Source organism: Arenimonas sp. MALMAid1274 (assembly GCF_049195245.1).
GTDB lineage: Bacteria > Pseudomonadota > Gammaproteobacteria > Xanthomonadales > Xanthomonadaceae > Arenimonas.
The window spans coordinates 1019055-1045755 of the sequence record NZ_JBMIRR010000027.1; the positions used below are offsets into that span (position 1 = coordinate 1019055).

A 26701-nucleotide genomic window follows, 5' to 3' on the forward strand; every position below is an offset into this window, starting at 1 on the left:
GAGGCTAGGACCGGAGTTGGGCGCGGGCCCGGCAGGCGGCCGCGAAGGCCTGGAAGATGCCGAGGTAGAAGGGATTTTCGGTGACGCGCCATTCGGGATGCCACTGCACGGCCAGAAGGAAGGTGTCGGGCGCGTCCAGCCGCACCGCTTCCACCAGGCCGTCGTGGGCGGTGGCTTCCACCACCAGGCCCTGCCCCAGCGTGCGCAGGCCCTGGCCATGCAATGAATTCACCATCGCCGACGGGGCACCCGCGATCTGCGCGAGCAACCCGCCTTCGGCGAGGTCCACGGGGTGCGAGGGCGCGTACTGCACGCCCAGCGGATCGTCGGTGTTTTCGCGGTGGTCGTCGTAGCCGGCCACTTCGTGCACCTTCTGGTGCAGGGTGCCGCCCAGGGCCACATTCACTTCCTGGGCGCCGCGGCACAGGGCCAGGATCGGCAGCTTCATCTCGATGGCGAGCGGAATCAGGCCCAGCGTGGTGGCATCGCGCGCGGGGTCATGCAGGTTGCCGGGGTAGCTGGGCTCGTCGCTGTAGTGGCGGGGTTCGATGTTGCTGTAGGCGCCGGTGAGCAGCAGGCCATCCAGGGGCTGCAGCAGCGCGGGCAGGTCCAGCGGCGGCGACAGCGAGGGGATCAGCAGGGGCAGGCAGCCCGCGCCGTCCACCACCGCGCGTACGTACTTCTCGCCCACCGCCTGGAAGGGGTGGTGCCCGATCTGTTTTCGGTCCGAAGGCAGGCCGACCAGCGGGGTACGACGCATAGGCGCCTCGCAAGGGGATGAATGACCTTACTCCCGGCGTTTGATTTTATCAACGCGGGATGAGTATTTTTTACAGCCTCCGGAGCCGATGCTAGACTCGGCTGACTCCAGCGGACGCCGCAGCCCCATGACCTCGACCCCGATCCCGGCCGACGACGCCGCCACCCTCGAGCAGATCCCCGACTGCGAACAGATCGACCTGCTGCTGCCGGACATGAACGGCCTGCTGCGCGGCAAGCGCGTCACCCGCGAGGCGCTCGAGAAGGTGTACCAGAACGGCGTCTGCCTGCCGATGTCGCTGATCGCCACCGACATCACCGGCAACACCGTGGAAGAAACCGGCCTGGGCTACGACATCGGCGACGAGGACCGGCTGTGCCGGCCGGTGCCGGGAAGCCTGCGCGTGGTGCCGTGGCAGCACCGGCCGATGGCGCAGCTGCTGCTGCAGATGGAGGACGGCCAGGGCGGGCTGTTCGAGGCCAATCCGCGCGAGGTCCTCAAGCGCGTGGTGCAGCGCTATGCCGACCGCGGCCTGACGCCGGTAGTGGCGGTGGAACTGGAGTTCTACCTGCTCGACGCCGAGCTGACCCACGACGGTCGCCCGCAGACCTCGATCAATCCGGCCACCGGCGAGCGCAACCGCACCACCCAGGTCTATTACATGCAGGACCTCAACGACTACCAGGCCTTCACCGACGCGGTCGCCGATGCCTGCCTGGCGCAGGGCATCCCGGCCGACACGGCGGTGGCGGAATACGCGCCGGGCCAGTTCGAGATCAACCTCAAACACCGCGCCGACGCCGTGGCCGCCTGCGACGACGCGATGATGCTGCGCCGGGCGATCAAGGCCACCGCCGAGGAACAGGGCATGATCGCCAGCTTCATGGCCAAGCCCTTCGTCGACCAGGCGGGCAGCGGCACCCACATCCACGTCAGCGTGCTCGACGCGGCGGGCAACAACCTCTTCGCCTCCACGCCCGACCAGCCCGCCGACGCGCTGCGCCACGGCGTGGCCGGCCTGCAGCGGGCCAGCCGCGACTGCATGCTGATGTTCGCCCCGCACGCCAACAGCTACCGGCGCTTCGTGCTCAATGCCTTCGTGCCGCTCAACGACGCCTGGGGCTTCAACAACCGCACCGTGGCCATGCGCATCCCGCACAGCGACCCGGCCAACCTGCGCATCGAGCACCGCATTGCCGGCGCCGATGCCAATCCCTACCTGGTCACGGCCGCCGTGCTGGCGGGCATCCTGCAAGGCCTCGAAGACCAGGGTGACCCCGGCCCGCCGGTGGTGGGCAACGCCTACGAGCAGACCGGCCACCGGGAACTTTACTGGCGCGACACGATCAAGGACTTCATGGCCAGCGACTTCGTGACCCGGCATTTCGGCGCCAGCTTCCGCCACATCTACGGGCAGCAGAAGCTCAAGGAGCTGCGCAGCTTCAGCCGGGAAGTGACCACGCTGGAATACGACTGGTACCTGAGGCAGGTCTGATGGCGAAAACGCTGCGCACGCCCTCGGCGCACGTCGACTCCTGGTATTCGCAAACGGCGCATGCAGCGCCCGAGCACCCCCGGCTGCAGGGCCGGGAAACCGCGGACGTGGTGATCCTGGGTGCCGGGCTGACGGGATTGTCGGCCGCACTCGAACTCGCCGAGGCCGGACTGAGCGTCATCATCGTCGAAGCCCGCCGGGTCGGCTGGGGCGCCTCGGGCCGCAATGGCGGCCAGGTGATCTTCGGCTACGGCTGCGACCAGGCAAAGATCGCCGCGCTCGTGGGCATCGAGGCCTCGCGCGTGCTGTTCTCGTGGTCGGTGGAAGGCGTGCAGTTGGTGCAGCAGCGGCTGCACCAGCACGGCATCGACGCCGACTGGCGCGAGGGCCATGCGCACGTGGCGATCAAGCCGCGGCACCTGGACGAGCTCAAGGCCTGGCAGGACGACCTGGCCAGCAACTACACCTACCCGGTGCAGTGGTGGGACCGCGATCGCCTGCAGGCGCAGCTGCCCAGCCCGCGCTACCTGGGTGCGCTTTACGACCCGCGCTCGGGCCATCTGCATCCGCTCAACTACACCCTGGGCCTGGCCCGCGCCGCCGTCGCTGCGGGCGTGCGCATCTTCGAGAATTCACCGGTGCTGTCGCTGGTGCGCGGCGGGCGCCCGATCCTGCGCACCGCCGACGGCGAGGCCGAGGGCAGCTTCTGCGTGCTGGCCGGCAATGCGCTGGTGCACGGCATTGCACCCGAGCTGGACGACAAGATCATGCCGGTGGGCACCTACGTGGGCGCCACCGAGCCGCTGGGCGAGGAACGCGCCGCAGACCTGATCCGCAACGGCATGGCGGTGGCCGACATCAACTGGGCGCTGGATTATTTCCGGCTCAGCCGTGACCACCGGCTGCTGTTCGGCGGCCGCGCCAGCTATTCCACCCTGCCCCCGCCGAATTTGGCCGGCACGCTGGCCCGGCGCATGACGCGGGTATTTCCCCAGCTGGCCGGCGTTCGCTTCGACAGTGTCTGGGGCGGGCTGGTGGACATCAGTTTCAACCGCGCGCCACACTGGGGCCGGCTCGGCGACAAGGTGTATTTCGCGCAGGGCTTTTCCGGCCACGGCGTTGCAGCCACGGGACTGGCGGGACGCGTGATCGCCGAGGCCATCCGCGGCCAGGCGTCGCGACTGGATGCCTATGCCCGCATCCCGCACGCGAACTTCCCTGGCGGCCGCGCGCTGCGCACGCCGATGCTGGTGGCCGCGATGGCCTGGTTCAAGTTGCGCGACGCACTCTGGTAAGGGCGGGTGTTCCGCGGTCGGTTGACTTGACGATGGCGACGGTCAGGTCCATAAAACCCATCCATCCCTGGACGGATGCCGACCTGCAGGAGCCGCTGGATGAAGATTTCACCGTACCTGAATTTTGATGGCCGCTGCGAAGCGGCGATGCGTCGCTACGCCGAGGTGCTGGGCGGCCAGATCGTCGCGATGATGCCCTACGCGGGCAGCCCGATGGCCGACGAGGGCGAGTGTGACTTCCCCGACGGCTTCGCCGGCAAGGTGATGCACGCCTGCCTGCAGGTGGGAGACCAGATGATCATGGGCGCTGACGCCCCGCCGCAGTATTTCGAGAAGCCACAGGGCACGTCCGTGTCGCTGCACATCGACGACCCGGCCGAGGCCGAACGGGTGTTCGCCGCCCTGATGGAAGGCGAAAGCCGGATCACCCTGCCGATCCAGCCCACGTTCTGGGCCCTGCGCTTCGGCAGCGGCGTCGACCGCTTCGGCACCCCCTGGATGATCAACTGCAGTGACCCGGCGGTGCAGGCTTGAACGCGCCCGAACTGGTGATGCAACGCACGCTGCAGGCGCCGCGCGCGCTGGTGTGGCGCTGCCTGTCCGAAGCCGCCCTGTTCGCGCGGTGGTGGGGGCCCGGCAGCCACGCCACGGCCACCCCGCGTTTTGAATTCCGCCCCGGCGGCATCTGCCACTACTCGATGACCGCCGAAAGCGGCGTCATGTGGGGGCGCTTCGTGTACCTGGACATCGACGCACCGCAGCGGGTGGTGTTCCTCAACGTCTTCTCCGATGCCAGCGGCGGGATCACGCGCGCGCCCTGGGAGCCGAACTGGCCCCTGGAGATGCACAACACCCTGAGCCTGGCCGACGCCGGCGACACCACGACCGTCGAACTGCGCGTGCGGCCGATGGGCGAGGACGAAACCGAGGCGGCGGTGTTCCGCGCCGACCTGGCGTCCATGCACGAGGGTTTCGGCGAAACCTTCGACCAGCTGGCCACCCTGCTCGCCGCACTGCAGACCCCGGCGCCCGCCGCGCCGTGACGGAGGCCGGGTCGGCGCCGGGGCCCCGCGCCACGCGTCGGGAATGGATCGGGCTGACCGCGCGCGCCTGATCCGGGTCGCCTTGCCGGCGCCAGGCCGCGTGCCTAGGATGCAGGCATCGGCCGGACACTCCACCGGCTCCGCTGCTCCAGCACCCCGGGACCCCGATGGACTTCTCCTACACCCCGAAAGTCGAGGCGCTGCGCGCCCAGCTGCAGGCCTTCTTCGATGCCCACATCGTGCCCAACGACGCGCGCTACCACGCGCAGGTGGAGGCCCATCGCCGCGCCGGCAACGCCTGGGTGGCCAGCGAGGTGATCGAGCAGCTCAAGCCGCTGGCGCGCGAGGCCGGGCTGTGGAACCTGTTCCTGCCGCGTTCGGACCGCGCGCCGCAGGGCCTGTCCAACCTCGAATACGCGCCGCTGTGCGAGATCATGGGCCGCATCCCGTGGTCGGCCGAGGTGTTCAACTGTTCGGCGCCCGACACGGGCAACATGGAAGTGCTGGAACGCTACGGCACGCCGGCACAGAAGGACCGCTGGCTCGAGCCTCTGCTGGCCGGCGAGCTGCGTTCGGCCTTCCTGATGACCGAGCCCGACGTGGCCTCCTCGGATGCCACCAACATCGAGTGCTCGATCCGCCGCGACGGCGACGACTACGTGATCAACGGACGCAAGTGGTTTTCGTCCGGCGCGGGCGACCCGCGCTGCGGCCTTTACATCGTGATGGGAAAGACCGATCCCTCGGCGGAAACGCACCGTCAGCAATCGATGGTGCTGGTGCCCGCGGGCACGCCCGGCATCGAGGTGCTGCGCCCGGTGACCGTGTACGGCTATGACGACGCCCCGCACGGCCACATGGACATCCGCCTCACCGACGTGCGCGTGCCCGCCGCCAACGTGATCCTCGGCGAGGGCCGCGGCTTCGAGATCGCCCAGGGCCGCCTGGGCCCCGGCCGCATCCACCACTGCATGCGCAGCATCGGCCTGGCCGAGATGGCGCTGGAGCTGCTGTGCCGGCGCGTCAGCACCCGCGTCGCCTTCGGCCGGCCGATCGCCGAATTCTCGGTATGGCACGAGCGCATCGCCGACGCGCGCTGCCTGATCGAGCAGGCACGCCTGCTGACGCTCAAGGCCGCCGACGCCATGGACAAGGTCGGCAACAAGGCCGCGCGCCGCGAGATCGCCATGATCAAGGTGGTGGCACCCAACATGGCCGTGCAGGTGATCGACTGGGCCATCCAGGCCCATGGCGGCGCCGGCGTCAGCGCCGATTTCCCGCTGGCCGCGGCCTACACCAATGCCCGCTCGCTGCGCCTGGCCGATGGGCCGGACGAAGTGCACCGCGGCACCATCGCCAAGCTAGAACTGGCCAAATATGCCGTGACGGCCCCGCGCGGCGACTGAGGCGCCGCGCGCGGCCGGATCAGGGCGCCAGGTTGATCCAGGTGGCCTTGAGCTCGGTGTATTTCTCGAACGCGTGCAGCGACTTGTCGCGGCCGTTGCCGCTCTGCTTGTAGCCGCCGAAGGGCGCGGTCATGTCGCCGCCGTCCCAGTAGTTGACCCACACGCTGCCGGCCCGCAGTTTGCGCGCGACGCGGTGGGCGCGGCTGAGGTCGCTGGTGAACACGCCCGCGGCCAGGCCGTAGTCGCTGTCGTTGGCCATGCGCAGGGCATCTTCCTCGGTGTCGAAGGCGATGACGCTGAGCACCGGCCCGAAGATCTCCTCGCGCGCGATGGTGTGGCCGTGCTCGACGCCGTCGAAGATGGTGGGCGCGATGTAGCAGCCGCCGTCCACGGTCTCCAGCCGTTCGCCGCCGATCACCACGCGGCCGCCTTCGCTGCGGCCCTTTTCGATGTAGGCCAGCACGCGACGGGTCTGGTCCTCGTCCACCATCGCGCCCATCGGCGAACCGGGCTCCAGCGGATGCCGCGGCTGCATGCGCTGGCCCGCGGCCGCCACCCGCGCCACGAACTCGTCCTTGATCGCGCGCTGCACGAACAGGCGCGAGGCCGCGGTGCAGACTTCGCCCTGGTTGTAGAAGATGCCGCTGGCGGCGGCCTCGGCGGCGCGCTGCAGATCAGGCGCGTCGGCGAACACCAGGTTGGGACTCTTGCCGCCGCACTCCATGTAGGCGCGTTTCATGTTGGACTGGCCGGCGCAGGTGAGCAGGTGCTTGCCCACCGCGGTGGAGCCGGTGAACACCAGGCCGTCCACGTCCATGTGCAGGGCCAGCGGCTCGCCCGCGCCCTTGCCGAAGCCGGGCACGACGTTGAACACGCCGGGCGGCAGGCCCGCTTCGATCGCCAGCGCGGCGATGCGCAGCGCGCTGAGCGGGGACTTCTCCGAGGGCTTGAGCACCACGGAGTTGCCCATGGCCAGGGCCGGGGCGATCTTCCAGGTGGCCATCAGCAGCGGGAAGTTCCAGGGCACGATCGCGCCGACCACGCCCAGCGGCTCGCGGGTGACCAGGCCCAGTTCATCGGCCCCGGTGGACGCGACTTCGCCATAGACCTTGTCGATGGCCTCGGCAGTCCAGGCCATGCAGCGCACGGCGGCGGCGACGTCCACGTCCAGGGCGTCGTCGATGGGCTTGCCCATGTCCAGGGTTTCCAGCAGCGCCAGTTCCTGCGCGTGGTCCTGCAGCAGCGTCGCAAATTTCTGCAGCACCTTCTTGCGGTGCACTGGCTTGGCGCCCGACCAGTGGCCGGCATCGAAGGCGCGACGCGCGGCCTTCACCGCCAGGTCGATGTCGCGCGCGCCGCATTCGGCCACGCGGGCCAGCACGCGGCCGTCGATCGGGCTGATGCAGTCGTAGGCCTGGCCGCTGGCGGCGTCCACGTAGCGGCCATCGATGAAGGCCTGGTGCGGCAGCGACAGGCCGGCGGCGAGGCACTCCCAGTCCTGGCGGGTCTTGGGCGGGGTCATGGCGGGCTCCGGCGGCGAATGGGGATCAGAACGAGGGCGGCGTGTTGGCGCTGACCAGGATGGCCACGTCCTTGCCGACGTTGCGGAAACGGTGCGGCTGGCGGCTTTCGAAATAGTAGGCCTCGCCCGGGCCGAGCACGCGCACCTGGTCGCCGACCGTGACCTCCACCTGGCCCTGGAAGACCACGCCGCCTTCCTCGCCGTCATGGCTGAGCATGGTGACGCCGGTGTCGCTGCCCGGCGGCATCACCTCGCGCAGGATGCACATCTGGCGGTTGGCGCGGTGCTGGCCGACCAGGAAATAGTGGATGTCGTTGTTGCCCACGTCGGGCTGCTCGGCCGTGGCGTAGAAGGGGCTGTCGCCGGTGTCGCCCAGGTCCATGGTGAAAAAATCGGCCAGCGAGATCGGGATGCCGTCGAGCACCTTCTTGAGCGAGCTGATGGACGGGCTGACCTTGTTCTGCTCGATCAGCGAGATGGTGGAGTTGGTCACGCCCACGCGCTTGGCCAGCTCGCGCTGGCTCAGGTTCTTGCTCTTGCGCACGGCCTGCAGCCGGACTCCGATGTCCAAGGGGCTCACCTCCGGAATGTTGCGGAATATTTAACACCACACCCGCCAACGGTCAATTAAACCCCGGCATTCCGGGCGATTGTAAATTTTATTCAACGCGGTAAGCTGAGCATTGTCCGCACACGAGCCCCCGCCATGAGCCCCTCCGACTCCGACGCAAGCCTTGCCACCTATGCGGCCCAGGCCGGCGGACTGCCGGAGCGGACCGAGGCGTTCTGGATGCCGTTCACGGCCAACCGCCAGTTCAAGAAAACGCCCCGGCTGCTGGCCAGCGCGGAGGGCATGTATTACCGCTCGGTGGACGGCCGCGAGATCCTCGACGGAACCGGCGGCCTGTGGTGCGTCAATGCCGGCCACGCGCGTCCGCGCATCGTGCAGGCAATCCGGCAGCAGGCCGCGACACTGGATTTTGCGCCCACGTTCCAGATGGGCCATCCCCTGCCCTTCGTGCTGGCCGAGCGCCTGGCCGCGATCGCGCCCGATCCGCTCAAGCATGTGTTCTTCACCAACTCCGGCTCCGAATCGGTGGACACCGCGCTCAAGATCGCGCTGGCCTACCACCGCGTGCGCGGCGAGGGCCAGCGCACCCGCCTGATCGGCCGCGAGAAGGGCTACCACGGCGTCGGCTTCGGCGGCATCTCGGTCGGCGGCATGGTCAACAACCGAAAGTTCTTCGGACCGATGCTGGCCGGCGTGGACCACCTGCGGCACACCTTGGACATCGGTCGCAACGGCTTCAACCGCGGCCTGCCGCAGCACGGCGTGGAGCTGGCCGACGACCTCGAGCGCCTGGTGCAGCTGCACGATGCCAGCACCATCGCCGCGGTGATCGTCGAGCCCATCTCCGGCAGCGCCGGCGTGGTGCTGCCGCCCGAGGGCTACCTCAAGCGCCTGCGCGAGATCTGCGACAGGCACGGCATCCTGCTGATCTTCGACGAAGTGATCACCGGCTTCGGCCGCGTCGGCCAGGCTTTTGCCGCGCAGCGCTTCGGCGTCACCCCGGACCTGATCACCACTGCCAAGGGCCTCACCAACGGCAGCGTGCCGATGGGCGCGGTGTTCGCCTCGCACGCCATCCACGACGCCTTCATGCACGGCCCCGAGGGCGCGATCGAACTCTTCCACGGCTACACGTATTCCGGCCATCCGCTGGCCTGCGCGGCGGCGCTGGCCACCCTCGATACGTACCAGGCCGAGAACCTGTTCGACAAGGCCATCGAGCTGGGCAGCTACTGGGAAGATGCGATCCACGCGCTCAAGGGCCTGCCCAACGTGATCGACATCCGCAACTTCGGCCTGATCGGCGCGGTCGAGCTGGCCCCGCGCGAGGGCGCGCCCGGCGCCCGCGGCTACGACGCCTTCAACCGGGCCTTCCACGAACAGAACCTGATGGTGCGCTGCACCGGCGACGTGCTGGCCCTGTCGCCGCCGCTGATCCTGAACCGGGAGCACATCGACCTGATTTTCGACCGCTTGGCCGCTACCATACGCGCCACCGCCTGACCGGGCGGCCGAACCCACAAGAACAGATCCGCCCCGGGAGGGCAGCTCCATGCTTATCGGCGTCCCCAAGGAAATCAAGAACCACGAATACCGCATCGGCCTGACCCCGGCCGGCGCCCGCGAACTGGTGGAGCACGGCCACCAGGTGATCGTGCAGCGCGACGGCGGCAAGTCGATCGGCCTGAGCAACGAGATGTACGAGAAGGCCGGCGCCACGATCGTGGATACCGCCGCGGAAATCTTCGCGCGCGCCGACATGGTCATCAAGGTCAAGGAGCCGCAGCCGGTGGAATGCGCGATGCTGCGCCCCGGCCAGATCCTGTACACCTACCTGCACCTGGCGCCCGATCCGGACCAGACCAAGGCACTGGTGAAGTCCGGCGCCACCTGCATCGCCTACGAAACCGTCACCGACCGCAAGGGCGGCCTGCCGCTGCTGGCGCCGATGAGCGAAGTGGCCGGCCGCATGTCCATCCAGGCCGGCGCGCACGCGCTGGAGAAAGCCCAGGGCGGCTCCGGCGTGCTGCTGGGCGGCGTGCCGGGCGTCAAGCCGGCCGAAGTGCTGGTGATCGGCGGTGGCGTGGTCGGCATCAATGCCGCGCGCATGGCCATGGGCATGAATGCCCGAGTGACCATCCTGGACCGCTCGCTGGACCGGCTGAAGTACCTGGACGAACTCTACGGCGACAAGATCACCACGCTCTATTCCACCATCGACGCCATCGAGGAGCTGCTGCCGCAGTCCGACCTGGTGATCGGCGCCGTGCTGATCCCCGGCGCCGCCGCGCCCAAGCTGGTGTCGCGCAAGCAGCTGGGCCTGATGAAGCCGGGCTCGGTGCTGGTGGACGTGGCCATCGACCAGGGCGGCTGCTTCGAGACCTCCAAGGCCACCACGCACCAGGCGCCGACCTATGAAGTGGACGGCATCATCCACTACTGCGTGGCCAACATGCCCGGCGGCGTCGCCCGCACGTCCACCTTCGCCCTGACCAATGCCACCCTGCCCTACGCGGTGAAGCTGGCCAACAAGGGCGTGCAGGCGATGCTGGAGGACGAGCACCTGCTCAACGGCCTGAACGTGCACGCCGGCAAGGTGACCTACGAAGCCGTGGCCCGCGACCTGGGCTACGACTACGTGCCCGCCGCGCAGGCGCTGGCCCGCTGAGGCGATGAAATGACCGCGTCCGCCCCGCGCCGGATCCTGCACTTCATCCAGGGCCTGGCGCGCGACGGCGGCAGCGGGCGCTACGGCGACGTCTACGACCCGGCCACCGGTCAGGTGCAGGCGCAGGTGGCGCTGGCCTCGGCCGACGACGTGGCGGTGACGGTGGGCGCGGCCCAGGCCGCGTTCCCGGCCTGGGCGGCCACCACGCCGCTGCATCGCGCCCGCATCCTGTTCCGCTACAAGGCGCTGCTGGAAGCCCACGCCGACGAGATCGCCGCCTGCATCAGCTCCGAACACGGCAAGGTGCTGGCCGACGCGCGCGGCGAGCTGACGCGCGGCCTGGAAGTGGTCGAGTTCGCCTGCGGTGCGCCGCACCTGCTCAAGGGCGAGCACTCGATGAACGTCGGCCGCGACGTGGATTCCTGGACCGAATACGCGCCGCTGGGCGTGGTGGCCGGCATCACGCCGTTCAACTTCCCCTGCATGGTGCCGATGTGGATGTTCCCGGTGGCCCTGGCCTGCGGCAATACCTTCATCCTCAAACCCTCCGAGCGTGACCCGGGCACGCCGATGATCCTGGCCCGGCTGCTGCGCGAGGCCGGCCTGCCCGACGGCGTCTTCAACGTGGTGCACGGCGACAAGGTGGCCGTGGATGCGCTGCTGGACGATCCGCGCGTGCAGGCCCTGAGCTTCGTCGGCTCCACGCCCATCGCCGAATACATCTATGCCCGCGGCTGCGCCCGGGGCAAACGCGTGCAGGCGCTCGGCGGCGCCAAGAACCACATGGTGGTGCTGCCCGATGCCGACCTGGACGGCGCCGCGCAGGCGCTGCTGGGCGCGGGCTACGGCTCGGCCGGCGAGCGCTGCATGGCCATCTCCGTGGCCGTGTGCGTGGGCGACGCCACGGCGGATGCCCTGGTCGCACGGCTCAAACCGCTGGTAGAGGGGCTTCGGATCGGCCCCGGCTGCCAGGGTGATCCGGACATGGGTCCACTGGTGACGGGCGCACATCGCGACAAGGTGCGCGCCTACGTGGACCAGGGCGTGACCGAGGGCGCGCAGCTGGTCGTGGATGGCCGCGGCCTGCGCGTGGCCGGCGCCGAGCAGGGGTTTTTCCTGGGCGGCTGCCTGTTCGACCACGTGCTGCCGTCCATGGCCATCTACCGCGAGGAAATCTTCGGGCCGGTGCTGTGCGTGGTGCGCGTGCCCGACTTCGGCGCCGCGCTGGCCCTGGTCAATGCGCACGAATACGGCAACGGCACCGCGGTGTTCACCCGGGACGGCGAGGCGGCACGCGAGTTCGCGCACCGCGTGGAAGCCGGCATGGTAGGCATCAACGTGCCCATCCCGGTGCCCATGGCCTTCCACAGCTTCGGCGGCTGGAAACGCTCGCTGTTTGGGCCGCTGCACATGCATGGACCCGACGGCGTGCGCTTCTACACGCGGCTCAAGACCATCACCGGGCGCTGGCCGTCCGGCGCGCGGGCCACCGCCGAATTCGTGATGCCCACGATGAAATAGCGGCAACGCCGGACTGCGCGGCCCGCAGCGCGCCGGTGCCTGTGTTCGCTACCGAACGGAAGCGGCCGTTTCCACCTGCTAGACCGGAGCCTGAATCCCTGCGCCGCCCTGCGGCCAGGGACCCGCCCCGGGAGCCGCGTGCACCTCGACCTGACCAGTGACACCACTGCCGACGCGGCCCCCCGTGCCGATGCGCGGGCGCCGCTGCGCCGGAAGGACGGGGTTCGCGCCGCGACGCGCCCGGCCACGGCGCTGGCCACCCTGCCGGCACCCGTGCCGCTGCGGCCCGGCCAGGCCAGCGTCCTGGTCGTCGAGCACGACGCCCGGCAGCGCCGCCTGCTGCAGGCGCTGCTGCTGGCCGAAGGACACGCGGTGCGCTGCGCCGGAGACGGCCGCGCGGCGCTGGCCGAGGTCGCGCGCACGCCTCCGGACCTGGTGCTGCTGGCGGCCCGCCTGCCGCGCATGGATGGCTACCAGGTGGCCGCCGCCCTGCGCAGCGACCCCGCCTGCGGCCACCTGCCGGTGATCCTGATGCTGGGCAGGATGGACCGCAGCGCGCGCATCGCCGGCATCCAGGCCGGTGCCAGCGAGTTCATCACCCGGCCGGTGGACCGCGACGAGCTGGCCCTGCGCATGGGCAACCTGCTCAGGCTGCGCGAGCACGCCCGGCGCGCGCCGCCGCCCGCCCTACCCGCGGCCGAGGCCGCGCCCGAGGGCGAGCTGCAGCGATTCCGCAGCGCCATGGACGCCACCGTGGATGCGATCTTCCTGATCAGCCGCACCACCATGCGTTTCGTGGAAGTGAACCAGACCGCCTGCCAGCTGCTGGGCTACACCCGCCAGCAGCTGTTCGATGCCGGGCCGGTGCGGCTGTGGCCGGGCACCACGCACCGGCTGGAAGACGCCTTCGACGCGATCATCGCCGCGCACGGCGACACCGGCCCCACCGACACGCGCATGCGCCACAAGCACGGCCACCTGGTGGACGTGGAGATCCACCAGAAGGCGCAGCGCTATGGCGACGACTGGTTCATCGTGGGCATGGTGCGCGACATCACCCGCCGCAAGGAGACCGAGAACACGCTGCACCGGCTGGCGCATTACGACGCCCTGACCGGCCTGCCCAACCGGGCGCTGTTCTACGACACGCTGGCACGCACCCTGGCCCAGGCCTCGGCCAATGGCTGGCAGGTGGCGGTGATGTTCATCGACCTGGACAACTTCAAGTCGGTCAACGACACCCTGGGCCATGCGATCGGCGATGAACTGCTGAGCCAGCTTGCCAACCGCCTGGTCAAGTGCGTGCGCACCCGCGACGTCATCGGGCGACTGGGCGGCGACGAGTTCGCGCTGATCCTGGTGATGAACGACTGCCGCAACGGCGCCGCGATCGTCGCGGCCAAGGTGCGCGAGTCCCTGCGCGCGCCCTTCTACCTCATGGGCCACGACCTGTCGGTCACCGCCAGCATCGGCATCACCATCCACCCCGAGGACACCCGGGACCCGGCCACCCTACTCAAGTACGCCGACATGGCGATGTACCGCGCGAAGCAGGCCGGGCGGGATGCGACGCGCTTCTTCACCCCGCAGATGAACGTGGAAATGAACGCGCGCATGGCGCTGGAGAAGGCGCTGCGGGCCGCGGTGGAGAACCAGGAGTTCGTGCTGCACTACCAGCCCAAGCTGTCCCTGGCAGATGGCCGGACGACCGGACTGGAGGCCCTGCTGCGCTGGCAGCGGCCAGGGCACGGGCTGGTGTCGCCGCAGGACTTCGTGCCGGTGCTGGAGGAGACGGGGCTGATCGTGCGCGTGGGCCGGTGGGTGATCGACACGGCCTGCCGGCAGATCGGCCGGTGGCTGCAGTCGTCGGTCGGACGCATGCAGATCGCGGTGAACATTTCCAGCCGCCAGTTCACCGACAGCGACCTGGTGGAGGATGTCTCGTCGGCGCTGGCGCGCAGCGGCATCCCGCCCGAACTGCTGGAGCTGGAGCTCACCGAAGGCTCGCTGATGGACAACACCGACCGCACGGTGCAGACCCTCACCCGGCTCAAGGCCCTGGGCACCGAGCTCACCATCGACGATTTCGGTACCGGCTATTCCAGCCTGGCCTACCTGCGCCGGTTCCCGATCGACAAGCTCAAGATCGACATCGCCTTCATCCGCGACATCACCCGCAGCGACGACGATGCCACCATCGCGCTGGCGATCATCAACATGGCCCACAGCCTGCGCCTGACGGTGATCGCCGAAGGCGTGGAAACCAGCGAGCAGGTGGCCTACCTGCGCCGGCACCGCTGCGACCAGATCCAGGGCTTCTGCTTCAGCAAGCCCCTGTCGGCGCCGGCGATGGAATGGATGCTGCTCGACCGCGCACCCTGGGACCCGCCGGACCTGGCGCCTGGGTGGCAACTCGACGGCGGGGCGCCCGACCCCACCCAGGGTTGAATTCCGACACGGGCGGCCGCCAATGGCGTGGATCGCCGGCGGCCGGCGCTGTCTAGCCTTGGCGTGCCGGTCGCTCCCGCGGCCCGGCATCGCACCGGCGGCGCCCTGCCGCCGGGCCGGACCCCTGGAGGAATGCAATGAATCGCGCCATGTTGCTCGTGCTGCTAGTGCTGGCCTGCGTGTCCGCGGGCCTTCTGCCCCGCGTCGCCCGCGCCACCGAACCCCTGGAATGCAGCCAGGGCTGCCACATCATCGTCTGCAACAACGATGTCTGTTCGATCTGGCGCTGCGACAGCCAGGGCTGCCGCTACCTGGCCAACTGGCGCCGCGAGGACGCCACCAAGCGCCAGGGCCTGGCGGCGGCGCCGGCATCGCCGCCCGAGCGGGTCTATGCGCAGGTCTGCGCCGCCGGCCGGGACTGCGAACTGTACGAGGTGGGCGCGCACCAGGCCCTGCGTGTGGCGCGCTACGCCAACGTCGGCGACCTCGTGCGCGAGCGCCAGCGTCAGTTTTCGAGCCCGGCGCGCACCCGCTGAGCCGCAGCGCCTGCGGGGGCTTTTCCTACCCCTCCGCGGGCACTCCTGCGGTCGCCTGCAGGCCTGCACCCACCTAGCCTGAGCAGGCCCGGACACCGCCTGTTCCGGCCCCATGCCGTCGGCCCCAGGCCACGGCACCACGAGGATTCCCGAGGTCCGCCATGAAGACCCTGATCACTGCCGCGTCCACCCTGCTGCTGTTTGCCGCCGGCCTGTTGCTCCCCGCAACCGCGAAGGCTGACGGCTCGCCCGTCGACTGTTCGCAAGGCTGCTACATCGTCACCTGCGATGCCCAGACCTGTTCGCTCTGGCGCTGCGACACCGGCGGCTGCCGGCTGCTCACCGACTGGCCCAGCGAATGGTCCCAGCCGCAGTCCGTCCCCGGTGAACCGCGCCAGAAGCGGCCGGCGCCCTTGGCCTACGCCAAGGTCTGCGTGCCCGACGGCGACTGCACGCTCTATCAATTGGGCGTGCGCGGCGCGGTTCGGGTGGAAACCTTCGACAACATCGACGACGCCGTGCGGCGCCGGCCGGTGCAGGGCTCCGTGCGCCAGTAGGCGGCGGCCGCCTGCGGATCGGAGGCCAGGTCCTGGCCTCCGGTCCGTATCGTTCACTTCAGGCGATCAGGAAAGGCGTGCACCAGCTTCTCCACCTTGGGCAGGGACACGAACTGGATATAGGGCTGTCCCGGATTACGCGCGGCGTAGTCGTGGTGGTAGGCCTCGGCCACGAAGAAGGCCTCCAGCGGTTCGACCGTGGTGGCCAGCGGCGAGGCAAAGGCGCGCGCCTGCTCCAGCTGCTGCAGGTAGGCCTGCACGACGTCGCGCTGACGCTCGTCGAGCGGAAACACCGCCGATCGGTACTGGGTGCCAACGTCGTTGCCCTGGCGGTCCTTCTGGGTCGGATCGTGAGCGACCGCGAAGAAGACCTTCAGCAGTTGCCCGTAGCTGATGCGGGCCGGATCGTAGGTGATGCGGATGACCTCCGCATGGCCGGTGCGGCCGCTGCAGACCTTCTTGTAATCGGCGGTGTCGGCGCTGCCGCCGGCGTAACCCGGCTGCACTTCCTCCACACCGGCCAGCCGGCGGAACACCGCTTCGGTGCACCAGAAGCAGCCGCCCGCCAGCACCGCCTCACCGCGGTCTTCGTCGGCCGTCAGGTCCAGGGCAGGATCCGGGACCTGGTCGGGCGGCACGCGCAGGCCCAGGCCGGGCAGCTCACAGACGGGATTGGACATGGTGACGTCTCCGGATCGGGGGATCGACTATCCCCGGGAGACCGTTAGATGGGCGCGAGGACGCGCGAAGACAAGGCGTCGCGGCGCTCAGTCCGGCTCCGCCATCAGGGCTTCGGCGGCCTCGGCGCAGAACTCGCCCTCCCATTTGGCCATCAGGGCCAGGTAGAGCAGCTTCTCGAACTCGGGGCGGAAGCGCCGGATCACCGAATCCGGATCGGGCATCAGCTTGGCATCGGCGATCAGGCCGAAGTGCACCGCGCCGTTGTAGCTCAGGATGGAAATGCCCAGGCCGATCGAGCCGGTCTGCGGGACCCAGAACATCAGGTCGCGGATCTTGCTGCCGCCCAGGTACAGCGGCATCTGCGGCCCGGGCACATTGGTGGCCACGGCCGAGGCCTTGCGGCTGAACATCTCCAGCGCAAAGGCCTGTACCGCGGGGGGCGCCATGCCCACGGCCGCGAGCGCACCGAAGGTGGCCACCGCCTGGCGCGACTTGCGCAGCACCTTCATGCAGGCCGCGATGCGTTCCAGCCGCCGCATGGGATTGGCTTCCCCCACCGGCAGCTCCAGGAACACCAGGCCGAAGTGGTTGCCCAGCTGCTTGGCGTGTTCCAGGGGACGCAGGTTGACCGGCACGGTGGCGCGGATGGTGACGCCGTCAAGCTGTTCGCCGCGCTCGAGCATGTAGCTGCGCAGCGCGCCGCTGGCCGAGGCCAGCAGGATGTCGTTGACCGTGCAGCGCAGCGCGCGGCTGACCGACTTCACTTCCTCCAGGCCCAGCGGCTCGGCCCAGGCCACGCGCTTGCTGACGCCCAGCCGGCCGCGCAGGATGGTTTCGGGATCGTCAGAAAGCGCCAGGGCCAGGCCAACCTCCTTCGCGATGTCCACCCCTTCGTTGGCCAGCACGGCGGCCAGGCTGGGGTCGCGGTAGATGTCCATGCCCTTCTCGAGCATCTTGTTGCCCAGCTGCATGTAGCGGTCGATGGCGCCCACGCGCTTGGCCACGGGCGCGTGCTCCTCCTTCTTCAGCCAGCGCTTGGCCAGCGCCGCCTTGCGCTTGGGATCGATGCCCATTTCGGTGAGCGACAGCAGCACCTGCACCAGGGCGATGCCATCGGCATAACAGTGGTGGATGCGCGAGATCAGGGCCGAGCCGCCGCCGAACTTTTCGACCAGGTGGAACTGCCAAAGCGGCTTGGTTTTGTCCAGCGGCGTCGAGGCCAGCTGGCTGGTCAGGCGCTCGAGCTCCTTCTTGCCGCCCTTGCCGGGCAGCGCGGTCAGGCGGATGTGCCAGTCCAGGTCGAAGTCGGCATCGTCCTGCCAGAAGGCGCCGGTGGGCGTGTCCACCGCCTTCTGCCGGAAGCGCGGGTAGGACAGGAACTTGGACTCGATCACCTTGCGCAGGGTTTTGATGTCCAGCGGCGTCTCGAACATCATCACGCCGGTGATCATCATCAGGTTGGTGGGCCGCTCCATGCGCAGCCAGGCCGTGTCCACGCGCGACATCGGCGACTTGCGGATCCTTGCACGCGCCTCGGCCATGTCCCCTCCCCGATCAGGCCTCAGGATGCCGCCTGCGCCGCCGGGGCGTCAATTCTCGGTCGGCGGCTTGGTCTTGGGGCCCGAATACGCGGCCAGTGCGGCCTCGCGGCTGGCCTTGAGGTCCACGATCGGCGTGAGCGGATAGTCCGGGGCCAGGCGCCGCAGCAGCTCGGGCTGCTCCCAGGGCGCGGCCAGCGCGCTGTCGGGCAAGGCGGCCAGTTCCGGCACCCAGCGCCGGATGTACTTGCCGGCCGGATCAAAGCGCTCGGCCTGCGCGATCGGGCTGAAGATGCGGAAGTAAGGCGCGGCGTCGGCACCGGTGCCCGCGGTCCACTGCCAGCCCTGGGTGTTGTTGGCCAGGTCGGCGTCCACCAACGTGTCCCAGAACCAACGCGCGCCGTGCGTCCAGTGGTAGCGCAGGTTCTTGGTCAGGAAGCTGGCCACCACCATGCGCACGCGGTTGTGCATCCAGCCGGTGTGCCACAGCTCGCGCATGCCGGCATCCACGATCGGCACGCCGGTGCGGCCGCGCTGCCAGGCCTTGAGCCGCGCCGGCACCGGCCTGGCCCAGCGGAATTCGCTGAAACGGGGGTTGAGGTTTTCCTGCGCGGTGTGCGGGAAGTGGAACAGCAGGTGGTGGCTGAACTCGCGCCAGCCCAGCTCGCTCAGGAAATGATCGATGTCCGGCTGGACGGCCGCCGGCCAGCGCTGCGCCAGCACGCGCGCCACGATCTGGCGCGGCGAGATCTCGCCGAAGTGCAGGTGCGGGGACAGCTTCGAGGTGGCGATGCGGTCGGGGTAGTTGCGCTGTTCCTTGTAGCCGCTGGCCGCACCGTCCAGGAAGGCGTCCAGCATTTCCGCAGCGCCGGCTTCGCCCGGCTGCCAGTGCTCCCAGAATCCCGTGTCCCAGCGCGGCTGCGGCGGCGCGGGCTCCAATCCCAGGTCGTCCACGCCCAGTCCGAGCAGCCGCGTGGGCGGCTCCGGCAGCCGGGCCGGCGCCACCGGCGGCGCGGTGGCGTCCAGGCGCTGGCGCGCGTTTTTCCAGAACGGGGTGAACACGCGATACGGATCGCCGCTGCCGGTCTGCACCGTCCAGGGCTCCACCAGCAGCGCACCGTTGAAGCTTTCCACCGTCAGGCCCCGTGACTTCAAACCCTGCTTGATGCGGGTGTCGCGCGCGATCGAGGCCGGCTCGTAAAGGCGGTTCCAGTACAGCGCCTCGGCGCGGGTTTCGCCCAGCAGCTTCTCCAGCTCCGACAGGCTCTCGCCTCGGCGGATCACCAGGCGCGATCCGCGCGAGTGCAGGTCCGCGTCCAGCGCCAGCAGCGAGCGGTGCAGCCAGGCGTGGCTGGCCGCGCCCGGTGCCCACGGCGCTTCCTCGTCGGGCGCGTGCACGTACACGAATACCGGCGACTGCCCGGCGTCCAGCGCGGCCTGCAGGGCCGGGTTGTCGTCCAGGCGCAGGTCGCGCCGCAGCCAGATCAGGGCATGGGCCATCCGAACCTCAGGCGGTTTTGACGTAGGGTCGCACCGCCTGGAAGCCGCCGTCGAGCCCGATCACCTGGCCGCTTATCCAGCCGGCGGCATCGGACACCAGGAAGGCGCCCAGCGCCGCGGCATCGGCGGCTTCGCCGTGGCGGCCGAGCGGATACTGCGCCGCGATCGCGCGCGCCGCCGACTCGTTGGACAGCATGCGCTCGGTGGCCGGCGTACGCATCAGGCCGGGCGCAATCGCGTTGACGCGCAGACCGGCGCCGGAAAAATCCGCCGCCAGCGAGCGCACCAGGCCTTCGATACCGCCCTTGGCCATCGCGATCACCGCATGGTTGGCGACGCCGATGCCGGCGGCCACGGAACTGAAGAACAGCAGCGCGCCCGGCGCCTGCGCCTTCTGTACGCGCGGCGCATAGGCCTTGGCGACGAAGAAGGCGCTGTCGAGGTTGGCCGCCAGGCAGGCTCGATACTGCGCTTCGGTGGTGCGGCCGATCGGTGCGATCAGGATCGCGCCGGCGCAATGCGCCACCGCATCCGGCGGCGCGCCGAAGGCGTCGACCGCCTGTGCCAGCGCCGCCTCGGCGCCCGCTTCGGTGGCCACGTCGGCTTCGATCACGAGGTCGTCAGCGCCCGGCGCCAGCCGCGAGGCTTCGCGCGACACCAGCGCCAGCCGCCAACCCTGTCCGCGCAGCACCTCGGCCAGGGCCGCGGCAACGCCACCGCTGGCACCGGTGATCAGGCAGGTCTTCATGACGGTTTCCAGGTCGGGGCGGAGGCGCGCAGCTTAGCCGCCGCCCGCGTGTGTCGGCCGTGAATCCGGCGCCGCAGACAGCGCGTCTCGCAGCGACTGCGCCTGCGCGCGGATCGCCGCCAGCTCGTCGGCAGGCTTGCGCCCCAGGTTCTTCCACTGCAGTGCCGTGCGCGGGTGCCGGGCGAACCGCGCCTCGTGCCGGGCCAGGAAATCCCAGTACAGCGTGGTGTAGGGGCAGGCCTGCGGACCCACCGCCACGTCCGGCTTGAAGCGGCAGCCGGCGCAGTGGTTGGACATCTTGCGGATGTAGTTGCCGGAGGCGGCATAGGGCTTGCTGACCATGCGGCCACCGTCGGCGTACTGGCTCATGCCCAGCACGTTGGGCAGTTCCACCCACTCCACCGCGTCCACGTACACCGCCAGGTACCAGGCGTGTACCTCGCGCGGCCGCACGCCCAGCAGCAGGGCGAACAGGCCGGTCACCATCAGCCGCTGGATGTGGTGCGCATAGCCATGGTCGAGGGTCTGCCGCAGCGCATCGCGCAGGCAGGCCATGTCGGTGTCGGCGGTCCAGTAGAAGGCCGGCAGCGGCGCCTGCGCCTGCAGCGCGTTGTCGTCGGGGAAACCCGGCATGCGCAGCCAGTACATGCCGCGCACGAACTCGCGCCAGCCCAGCACCTGCCGCACGAAGCCCTCCACCGCCTCCAGCGGCGCCCTGCCCTGGCGCCAGGCCTCCAGCGCCGCTTCGACCACCCTGCGCGGCGACAGCAGCTTGAGGTTCATCGCGGCCGAGAGACGCGAGTGGTACAGCCAGGGCTCGCCTTCCCACATCGCGTCCTGGTAGCGGCCGAACAGCGGCAGCCGGTGCGCGATGAAATCGTCCAGCGCCTGCTGCGCCTGCGTGGCGTCCAGCGGCCAGTCGAAACTCTCCAGGCGGCCCGGGTGGCTGGCGAAGCGCGCCTGCACCACCGCAAGCACCTCGCGGGTCGTGGCGTCGGGCGGGAAGGAGATCGGCGCCGGCAGCAGGCCCGGGCCACGCCGGTCGAAGCTGCCGCGGTTGTCGGCGTCGTAGTTCCATTGGCCGCCCACCGGCTGGCCGTCCTGCATCAGGATGCCTTCGCGCTTGCGCAGCCAGCGATAGAAGAACTCCAGCCGGAACTCGCGGCGCTTGCCGGCCCAGTCGGCGAAGTCGTCGCCATCGCAGTAGAAGTGCCGGTCGGGATACGGGATCCACGGCACCCCGGCCTCGCGGCAGATGGCCGGCAGGGACTGGGCCAGGCGCCATTCCCCCGGACGCACCGCAATCACGTGTTCCGGCCGCAGCCGGGCCAGGTCGGCGGCCAGCGCGGCCTCGAGGCTTTCGGGGCCCGCATCGTCCAATTCGAGGTAGTGCACCGTCCACCCGCGCCCGCGCAGGTGGTCGCGGAAATGGCGCATGGCGGCCAGGAACATCGCGATGCGCGGCTGCGTGCTCCAGACCTGGGTGGCTTCGTGCGCGACCTCGGCCATCCAGACCGCGTCGCAAGCCGGGTCGAAGTCGTCGAATACGCTGGACTCGGCGTCGAGCTGATCGCCCAGCACGACCACCAGATTGCGGATGGCTTTTTTCCCCATGCCCCAGCCTGAGGCCAGGCGCGTGCAGGCGGCGTCTAGCCGGCCCCGGCCAGGGACGCCGCCAGCGCGGCATCACCGCCCACGTACTCGCGCGGCAACCGGCCATTGAGGCCGACCAGGATTTCGTAGGGGATGGTGCCTGCCGCCTGTGCCACGTCCTCGCAGCGGATCCACTGGCCGTCCTGGCCACCAATCAACACCACGGCGTCCTCGTTGTAGGCGGTGCCGTCCGGACCCAGGTCGGCCATGAACTGGTCCATGCAGATGCGCCCGACGATGGGCCGGCGCTGGCCGCGCACCAGCACGTCGCCGCGCGAGGACAGCGCGCGCGGATACCCGTCACCGTAGCCGATGGGAATGGTCACCAGGCGCGTATCCACCGCCGGCGCCCAGGTGGCGCCATAACTCACCGGATGTCCCGCCGGCACCACCTTGAAGTAGACCACCTGCGAGACCAGCGACAACGCCGGGCGCAGGTCCACCGTGGGCCGCGAGGCCGGATCGGGCAGCACGCCGTAGAGCGCGATGCCGGGGCGCACCAGGTCCAGGTGGGTCTGCGGAAAATGCAGCACGCCGCCGGAGTTGGCCAGGTGCCGCACCGGCATGGGCGCGCCCAGGCGCGTGAAATGCGCGCAGGCCTCGAGGAAACGCTCGAGCTGGCGCGCCGTCATCGGCGAGTCCGGATCGTCGGCGCAGGCCAGGTGCGAATACACGCCCTTGATGACGCAGCCACGCGAAGCCAGCGCGGCTTCGATGAAACCACCGGCGTGGTAGCTGTGCACGCCGATGCGCTCCATGCCGGTGTCGATCTTGAGGTGGATGGTGGCCTTCCGCCCCAGCGCCTCGGCCGCCGCCTCGACCTGGCGCAGCTTGTCGATCGAGGACACCGTGATTTCCAGATCATTGCGGATCAGCTCGGCCGCCTGCGGGCCGAAGATGCCGCCCATCACCAGGATCGGCACGTGCACGCCGGCGCGGCGCAGGGCCACGCCTTCCTCCAGGAAGGCCACGCCCAGCTGTTCGACGCCTTGCGCCTGCAGATGCAGGCCCACCCGCACCAGGCCATGGCCGTAGGCATTGGCCTTGACGACGGCCATCAACGGCACGCCCGCGTGCGCGCGCAGGGCGTGCAGGTTGTGCGTCAGGGCGTCGAGGTCCACGCGTACGCGCGTGGGGCGCTGGCCGACCGGGGAAACGGGACTCGGGGACGGAGACGTCATGACCGGATTGTAGCGTCTGGATGCGACGCCGTCGGGTCGGCGGCCGAAGGCGGGCAATGGTCGCGGCGCCGCCACGAAGCCGACGGCCCGCTACTCGAAGCTGCCGACGCTGTCGCGGGCCAGGTTGTCGAAGCGGGTGTACTCGCCGAAGAACTTGAGCTTGGCCATGCCGGTGGGGCCGTTACGCTGCTTGGCGATGATCACCTCGGCCAGGCCCTTGTCGGCCGAGTCCTTGTGGTAGTAGTCGTCGCGGTAGATGAACATGATGATGTCGGCGTCCTGCTCGATGGCGCCGGACTCGCGCAGGTCGCTCATCACCGGCCGCTTGTCGGTGCGTGATTCCAGGCCGCGGTTGAGCTGGGACAGCGCGATCACCGGCACCTTGAGCTCCATGGCCAGGGCCTTGAGCGAGCGCGAGATCTCGGAGATCTCGTTGGTGCGGTTCTCGGCCGAGCCGGGCACCTGCATCAGCTGCAGGTAGTCGACCACGATCAGGCCCAGGTCGTGCTCGCGCTTGATGCGGCGCGCCTTGGAGCGCAGCACGTCGGGCGACAGCGCCGGCGTGTCGTCGATGAAGACCTTCACTTCCGACAGCATCTTGATCGCCATGTTCACGCGCGACCAGTCTTCGTCCTCGAGCTGGCCGGTGCGCAGGCGGGTGGCGTTGACGCGGCCGATGGACGAGATCAGGCGGAAGGCCAGCTGCGAGGCCGACATTTCCATCGAGAACACCGCCACCGCCTTCTTGGTCTTGAGCGCGCCGTACTCGGCGATGTTCAGCGCCAGCGTGGTCTTGCCCATGGCCGGACGCGCCGCCAGGATGATCAGGTCGGACGGCTGAAGGCCGGCGGTCATCTCATCCAGGTCGTGGAAGCCGGTGGGCAGGCCGGTGATGTTGCCCTGGTTCTCGTAGCGGTCCTGCAGGATGGCGAAGGCGTCCTTCATCGCCTCGCGCAGCGGCACGAAGTCGGCGCGGCCGCGACGACCCTGCTCGGCGATCTTGAAGACCTTCATCTCGGCGGCCGACAGCACTTCCTGGCTGTCCCGGCCCTCGGGCTGGAAGCCGTCGTTGACGATCTCGGTGCCGGCCTCGATCAGCTGCCGCAGCACGGCCTTTTCGCGCACGATCTCGGCGTAGGCGCGGATGTTGGCGGCCGAGGGCGTGCTGGAGGCCAGTTCGATCAGGTAGCCGGTGCCGCCGATCTGCTCGGACAGGCTGTTGGACTCGAACCACTCGCCCAGGGTCACCGCGTCGAAGGGCTTGTTCTTTTCGCTCAGCTCGCGGATCGCGCGGTAGATCAGGCGGTGGTCGCGGCGGTAGAAATCGTGTTCGGTGAGGAAGTCGCCGACGCGGTCCAGCGAGTCCGGCGCCAGCATCAGCCCGCCGATCACGGCCTGTTCGGCCTCCACGGACTGGGGCGGCAGGCGCAGGGCGTCGATCTTGGCTTCGGAGCGGAAGGACTCGGAACGTGCGGGCATGTCAGCCTTCGTGGAAGCGCCGAAAGGGATCAGCGTTGGGTGATGCATCGGGTCAGCCATCGTACCGATCCCCTCGCCCGGACAACACGGACAACTCTGTGGATAACCGGTGGGCAGTTTCTCCCGCGGGCCTCTCACCAGGTGAGACAGGCCCAGGGACTGTCGGGGCACGGCGGACAGAAAAAAGAAGGGCGCCCGGAGGCGCCCTTCAGGTGTAGCGTAAGCGAGGGATCAGGCTTCGGCTTCGACCAGCACCTTGACGGTGGTCTGGACGTCGGCGTGCAGGCGGATCTCGATGTCGAACTCGCCGGTGCGGCGCAGCGCGCCTTCCGACATGACGACTTCGCTCTTGTCGAGCTTGTGGCCGGCGGCGGTGAAGGCCTCGGCGATGTCGCGCGGGCCGACCGAACCGAACAGCTTGCCTTCGGTGGACGCATTGGCCGGGATCGTGACCGTGGCGCCCTCCAGCTTGGCCTTGCGGGCTTCGGCGTCGGAGAGGATGGCGTTGGCCTTGGCCTCGTACTCGGCGCGCTTGGCTTCGAAGGTGGCGATGTTGGCGGCGGTGGCCGGCACGGCCTTGCCGAACGGCACCAGGTAGTTGCGGCCGTAGCCCGGCTTGACGTCGACCTGGTCGCCCAGGGTGCCGAGGTTCACGACTTTCTGCAGGAGGATCAGTTTCATCTTGTAGCTCCGTCACGTTAGCGGGGCGCGCGGCCCCGCAACTGTTGGCTGTCCGTTGGGACGGGTTGGAGCGCAGGCCCGGAGGCGCGGGCTCAGTTCTGGTGGTTGTCGGTGTACGGGATCAGGGCCAGCTCGCGCGCGATCTTGATCGCGGTCTGCAGCTGGCGCTGGTACTTGGCCTTGGTGCCGGTGATGCGGCTCGGCACGATCTTGCCGTTCTCGGTCAGGTACTGGCGCAGGGTGTTCAGATCCTTGTAGTCGATCTGCTTGACGCCATCGGCCGTGAACTTGCAGAACTTGCGGCGGCGGAAAAACTTGCTCATGTCGGTCTCCGGTCTCGGGCTCAGGCAGCGTCGTCGGTGGCGGCGATGCCGATGCTGTTCTCTTCATCGTCGCGGCGCGGGCGGCGCTCGCTCTTCTCGTCCTTGCTCTTCATGATCAGGGACTGCTCGGTGACCGCTTCCTCGCGGGCGAGAACGATGTGGCGCAGCACGGCGTCGTTGAAGCGGAAGCCGTCGACGAGCTCGGAGAGGGCCTTCTGGCCGCACTCGATGTTGAGCAGGACGTAGTGGGCCTTGACCAGGTTGTCGATGGAGTACGCCAGCTGGCGGCGGCCCCAGTCTTCCAGGCGGTGGATCTTGCCGCCGTCGGCCTCGATGAGCGACTTGTAGCGCTCGATCATGGCGGGCACTTGCTCGCTCTGGTCCGGATGGACCATGAACACGATTTCATAGTGACGCATTGGATTGTTTCCTTGTGGATGCGGCCGTGATGGCCTGGCAGCCCCCGGCATCTGGATCGGCCGTGGAGCAAGGTCTCCCGGGATTCGGGAGCCGCGTATTATGCCCAAGCCGACCACCTGCCCGCAAGCCCCTGTCCCAAAAGGAAAAACCAGGGCAAATCCGGGGTCAGAGTACGTTCAGCCTGCCCGCACGGCGGCCGGCGCGGGCAGGCTGAACCTACTCTGACCCCGGACTTGCGGACTTGCGGAGTTCAGGCGGTGGTGAAGGATTCGCCGCAGCCGCATTCGGCGGAGACCCGCGGGTTGCGGAAGACGAACTGCTGGTTCAGGCCCTGGGCGACGAAATCTATTTCGGTGCCGTCCACCTGGGGCAGGCTGTCGGCATCCACCCGCACGGCGACGCCGTCGGTCTCGAACACGGTGTCGTCGGGACCGGCCGCCTTGGCGATGTCCACCACGTAGGCGAAGCCCGAGCAGCCCGACTTGCGCACCCCGAAGCGCAGGCCGATGCCGCCCGGCGTCTCGGCCAGGTAGCTGCGGATGCGGGCGACGGCGGTGGGAGTGAGCGTGACGGCCATGGGCGGGTCTCCGGAACTGCGGGCAGTATACCGGCGCTGCGTGAATCCACGCCTGCGGGTATCCTTGCGGTCTCACCAAGGTTGGCCCGCAGGGGCAG

Annotated in this window: 25 protein-coding genes; 11 read left to right on the top strand and 14 right to left on the bottom strand. The window is 69.3% G+C overall.

The window, feature by feature from the left end; genetic code table 11:
* Positions 1-4 precede the first annotated feature (4 nt).
* Positions 5-760 (bottom strand): gamma-glutamyl-gamma-aminobutyrate hydrolase family protein, encoded by a 756-nt coding sequence (locus ACOQFR_RS13360; RefSeq protein WP_421382682.1) that lies wholly within the window; start codon positions 758-760, stop codon positions 5-7.
* A gap of 127 nt (positions 761-887) precedes the next feature.
* On the opposite strand from ACOQFR_RS13360, the gene ACOQFR_RS13365 reads away from it, so the two are divergent.
* The 5 genes from ACOQFR_RS13365 (at position 888) to ACOQFR_RS13385 (ending at position 5999) form a co-directional block, all read left to right on the top strand.
* Positions 888-2255, top strand: coding sequence for a glutamine synthetase family protein (locus ACOQFR_RS13365; protein WP_421382684.1), 1368 nt, complete (start codon positions 888-890; stop codon positions 2253-2255).
* Complete coding sequence (locus ACOQFR_RS13370) at positions 2255-3550, top strand: NAD(P)/FAD-dependent oxidoreductase (RefSeq protein WP_421382686.1); 1296 nt, start codon at positions 2255-2257, stop codon at positions 3548-3550. Before ACOQFR_RS13365 ends, ACOQFR_RS13370 begins: the two co-directional genes overlap by 1 nt.
* A 99-nt stretch (positions 3551-3649) precedes the next feature.
* The gene (locus tag ACOQFR_RS13375; protein ID WP_421382688.1) at positions 3650-4084 is read left to right on the top strand and encodes a VOC family protein; all 435 of its coding nucleotides are present in this window, start codon (positions 3650-3652) and stop codon (positions 4082-4084) included.
* Complete coding sequence (locus ACOQFR_RS13380) at positions 4081-4593, top strand: SRPBCC family protein (protein WP_421382690.1); 513 nt, start codon at positions 4081-4083, stop codon at positions 4591-4593. The genes ACOQFR_RS13375 and ACOQFR_RS13380 overlap by 4 nt, the downstream gene beginning before the upstream one ends.
* A 167-nt stretch (positions 4594-4760) precedes the next feature.
* Positions 4761-5999: an acyl-CoA dehydrogenase family protein gene (locus tag ACOQFR_RS13385; RefSeq protein ID WP_421382692.1), complete on the top strand. Its 1239-nt coding sequence runs from the start codon at positions 4761-4763 to the stop codon at positions 5997-5999.
* A 19-nt stretch (positions 6000-6018) separates the two neighbouring features.
* Here the strand turns inward: ACOQFR_RS13385 and ACOQFR_RS13390 are convergent, their stop codons facing one another.
* Positions 6019-7521, bottom strand: coding sequence for an aldehyde dehydrogenase (locus ACOQFR_RS13390; protein WP_421382694.1), 1503 nt, complete (start codon positions 7519-7521; stop codon positions 6019-6021).
* Between the two features lie 25 nt (positions 7522-7546).
* Positions 7547-8092 carry a cupin domain-containing protein gene (locus ACOQFR_RS13395; RefSeq protein WP_421382696.1) on the bottom strand — a complete coding sequence of 182 codons (546 nt, stop codon included), beginning with the start codon at positions 8090-8092 and terminating at the stop codon, positions 7547-7549.
* Positions 8093-8227: 135 nt separating this feature from the next.
* Between ACOQFR_RS13395 and ACOQFR_RS13400 the strand changes: the two genes are divergently transcribed.
* The 6 genes from ACOQFR_RS13400 to ACOQFR_RS13425 all read left to right on the top strand — a co-directional run bounded on the left by ACOQFR_RS13400 (position 8228) and on the right by ACOQFR_RS13425 (position 15822).
* Positions 8228-9595, top strand: coding sequence for an aspartate aminotransferase family protein (locus tag ACOQFR_RS13400; RefSeq protein WP_421382698.1), 1368 nt, complete (start codon positions 8228-8230; stop codon positions 9593-9595).
* A 49-nt stretch (positions 9596-9644) separates the two neighbouring features.
* Positions 9645-10760, top strand: coding sequence for an alanine dehydrogenase (gene ald, locus ACOQFR_RS13405; RefSeq protein WP_421382700.1), 1116 nt, complete (start codon positions 9645-9647; stop codon positions 10758-10760).
* A gap of 9 nt (positions 10761-10769) precedes the next feature.
* Complete coding sequence (locus tag ACOQFR_RS13410; protein WP_421382702.1) at positions 10770-12281, top strand: CoA-acylating methylmalonate-semialdehyde dehydrogenase; 1512 nt, start codon at positions 10770-10772, stop codon at positions 12279-12281.
* Positions 12282-12419: 138 nt separating this feature from the next.
* The gene (locus tag ACOQFR_RS13415; protein WP_421382704.1) at positions 12420-14729 is read left to right on the top strand and encodes a putative bifunctional diguanylate cyclase/phosphodiesterase; all 2310 of its coding nucleotides are present in this window, start codon (positions 12420-12422) and stop codon (positions 14727-14729) included.
* A gap of 149 nt (positions 14730-14878) precedes the next feature.
* Positions 14879-15265: a hypothetical protein gene (locus ACOQFR_RS13420; RefSeq protein WP_421382706.1), complete on the top strand. Its 387-nt coding sequence runs from the start codon at positions 14879-14881 to the stop codon at positions 15263-15265.
* A 161-nt stretch (positions 15266-15426) separates the two neighbouring features.
* The gene (locus tag ACOQFR_RS13425; RefSeq protein WP_421382708.1) at positions 15427-15822 is read left to right on the top strand and encodes a hypothetical protein; all 396 of its coding nucleotides are present in this window, start codon (positions 15427-15429) and stop codon (positions 15820-15822) included.
* Positions 15823-15875: 53 nt separating this feature from the next.
* On the opposite strand, the gene msrA is transcribed toward ACOQFR_RS13425, so the two are convergent.
* The 11 genes from msrA to ACOQFR_RS13480 form a co-directional block, all read right to left on the bottom strand.
* Positions 15876-16502: a peptide-methionine (S)-S-oxide reductase MsrA gene (gene msrA, locus ACOQFR_RS13430; RefSeq protein WP_421382710.1), complete on the bottom strand. Its 627-nt coding sequence runs from the start codon at positions 16500-16502 to the stop codon at positions 15876-15878.
* An 87-nt stretch (positions 16503-16589) separates the two neighbouring features.
* On the bottom strand, positions 16590-18044 hold the full coding sequence (locus ACOQFR_RS13435) for a WS/DGAT/MGAT family O-acyltransferase (RefSeq protein ID WP_421382712.1): 1455 nt from the start codon (positions 18042-18044) through the stop codon (positions 16590-16592).
* Positions 18045-18092: 48 nt separating this feature from the next.
* The gene (locus tag ACOQFR_RS13440; RefSeq protein WP_421382714.1) at positions 18093-19541 is read right to left on the bottom strand and encodes a cryptochrome/photolyase family protein; all 1449 of its coding nucleotides are present in this window, start codon (positions 19539-19541) and stop codon (positions 18093-18095) included.
* A 7-nt stretch (positions 19542-19548) separates the two neighbouring features.
* Positions 19549-20289: an SDR family NAD(P)-dependent oxidoreductase gene (locus ACOQFR_RS13445; protein WP_421382716.1), complete on the bottom strand. Its 741-nt coding sequence runs from the start codon at positions 20287-20289 to the stop codon at positions 19549-19551.
* Between the two features lie 33 nt (positions 20290-20322).
* Entirely contained in the window at positions 20323-21903 is a 1581-nt protein-coding gene (locus ACOQFR_RS13450; RefSeq protein ID WP_421382718.1) for a cryptochrome/photolyase family protein, read from the bottom strand.
* 35 nt (positions 21904-21938) lie between these two features.
* Positions 21939-23123, bottom strand: coding sequence for an alanine racemase (gene alr / locus ACOQFR_RS13455; RefSeq protein ID WP_421382720.1), 1185 nt, complete (start codon positions 23121-23123; stop codon positions 21939-21941).
* Between the two features lie 90 nt (positions 23124-23213).
* The gene (locus tag ACOQFR_RS13460; protein ID WP_421382722.1) at positions 23214-24602 is read right to left on the bottom strand and encodes a replicative DNA helicase; all 1389 of its coding nucleotides are present in this window, start codon (positions 24600-24602) and stop codon (positions 23214-23216) included.
* 231 nt (positions 24603-24833) lie between these two features.
* Positions 24834-25283 carry a 50S ribosomal protein L9 gene (gene rplI, locus ACOQFR_RS13465; RefSeq protein ID WP_421382724.1) on the bottom strand — a complete coding sequence of 150 codons (450 nt, stop codon included), beginning with the start codon at positions 25281-25283 and terminating at the stop codon, positions 24834-24836.
* 92 nt (positions 25284-25375) lie between these two features.
* On the bottom strand, positions 25376-25606 hold the full coding sequence (rpsR, locus tag ACOQFR_RS13470) for a 30S ribosomal protein S18 (protein ID WP_421382726.1): 231 nt from the start codon (positions 25604-25606) through the stop codon (positions 25376-25378).
* A 20-nt stretch (positions 25607-25626) separates the two neighbouring features.
* Positions 25627-26025, bottom strand: a complete 399-nt coding sequence (gene rpsF / locus ACOQFR_RS13475) for a 30S ribosomal protein S6 (protein ID WP_421382728.1) — start codon at positions 26023-26025, stop codon at positions 25627-25629.
* 251 nt (positions 26026-26276) lie between these two features.
* Positions 26277-26603, bottom strand: coding sequence for a HesB/IscA family protein (locus tag ACOQFR_RS13480; RefSeq protein WP_421382730.1), 327 nt, complete (start codon positions 26601-26603; stop codon positions 26277-26279).
* Positions 26604-26701: the final 98 nt, after the last annotated feature.

Excerpts from the sequence above, each read along its gene's own strand:
- ACOQFR_RS13360 (WP_421382682.1), bottom strand. The coding sequence starts at position 760 with ATGCGTCGTACCCCGCTGGTCGGCCTGCCTTCGGACCGAAAACAGATC.
- ACOQFR_RS13365 (WP_421382684.1), top strand. The coding sequence starts at position 888 with ATGACCTCGACCCCGATCCCGGCCGACGACGCCGCCACCCTCGAGCAG.
- ACOQFR_RS13370 (WP_421382686.1), top strand. The coding sequence starts at position 2,255 with ATGGCGAAAACGCTGCGCACGCCCTCGGCGCACGTCGACTCCTGGTAT.
- ACOQFR_RS13375 (WP_421382688.1), top strand. The coding sequence starts at position 3,650 with ATGAAGATTTCACCGTACCTGAATTTTGATGGCCGCTGCGAAGCGGCG.
- ACOQFR_RS13385 (WP_421382692.1), top strand. The coding sequence starts at position 4,761 with ATGGACTTCTCCTACACCCCGAAAGTCGAGGCGCTGCGCGCCCAGCTG.
- ACOQFR_RS13390 (WP_421382694.1), bottom strand. The coding sequence starts at position 7,521 with ATGACCCCGCCCAAGACCCGCCAGGACTGGGAGTGCCTCGCCGCCGGC.
- ACOQFR_RS13400 (WP_421382698.1), top strand. The coding sequence starts at position 8,228 with ATGAGCCCCTCCGACTCCGACGCAAGCCTTGCCACCTATGCGGCCCAG.
- ald (WP_421382700.1), top strand. The coding sequence starts at position 9,645 with ATGCTTATCGGCGTCCCCAAGGAAATCAAGAACCACGAATACCGCATC.
- ACOQFR_RS13410 (WP_421382702.1), top strand. The coding sequence starts at position 10,770 with ATGACCGCGTCCGCCCCGCGCCGGATCCTGCACTTCATCCAGGGCCTG.
- ACOQFR_RS13420 (WP_421382706.1), top strand. The coding sequence starts at position 14,879 with ATGTTGCTCGTGCTGCTAGTGCTGGCCTGCGTGTCCGCGGGCCTTCTG.
- ACOQFR_RS13425 (WP_421382708.1), top strand. The coding sequence starts at position 15,427 with ATGAAGACCCTGATCACTGCCGCGTCCACCCTGCTGCTGTTTGCCGCC.
- msrA (WP_421382710.1), bottom strand. The coding sequence starts at position 16,502 with ATGTCCAATCCCGTCTGTGAGCTGCCCGGCCTGGGCCTGCGCGTGCCG.
- ACOQFR_RS13435 (WP_421382712.1), bottom strand. The coding sequence starts at position 18,044 with ATGGCCGAGGCGCGTGCAAGGATCCGCAAGTCGCCGATGTCGCGCGTG.
- ACOQFR_RS13440 (WP_421382714.1), bottom strand. The coding sequence starts at position 19,541 with ATGGCCCATGCCCTGATCTGGCTGCGGCGCGACCTGCGCCTGGACGAC.
- ACOQFR_RS13445 (WP_421382716.1), bottom strand. The coding sequence starts at position 20,289 with ATGAAGACCTGCCTGATCACCGGTGCCAGCGGTGGCGTTGCCGCGGCC.
- ACOQFR_RS13450 (WP_421382718.1), bottom strand. The coding sequence starts at position 21,903 with ATGGGGAAAAAAGCCATCCGCAATCTGGTGGTCGTGCTGGGCGATCAG.
- alr (WP_421382720.1), bottom strand. The coding sequence starts at position 23,123 with ATGACGTCTCCGTCCCCGAGTCCCGTTTCCCCGGTCGGCCAGCGCCCC.
- ACOQFR_RS13460 (WP_421382722.1), bottom strand. The coding sequence starts at position 24,602 with ATGCCCGCACGTTCCGAGTCCTTCCGCTCCGAAGCCAAGATCGACGCC.
- rplI (WP_421382724.1), bottom strand. The coding sequence starts at position 25,283 with ATGAAACTGATCCTCCTGCAGAAAGTCGTGAACCTCGGCACCCTGGGC.
- rpsR (WP_421382726.1), bottom strand. The coding sequence starts at position 25,606 with ATGAGCAAGTTTTTCCGCCGCCGCAAGTTCTGCAAGTTCACGGCCGAT.
- rpsF (WP_421382728.1), bottom strand. The coding sequence starts at position 26,025 with ATGCGTCACTATGAAATCGTGTTCATGGTCCATCCGGACCAGAGCGAG.
- ACOQFR_RS13480 (WP_421382730.1), bottom strand. The coding sequence starts at position 26,603 with ATGGCCGTCACGCTCACTCCCACCGCCGTCGCCCGCATCCGCAGCTAC.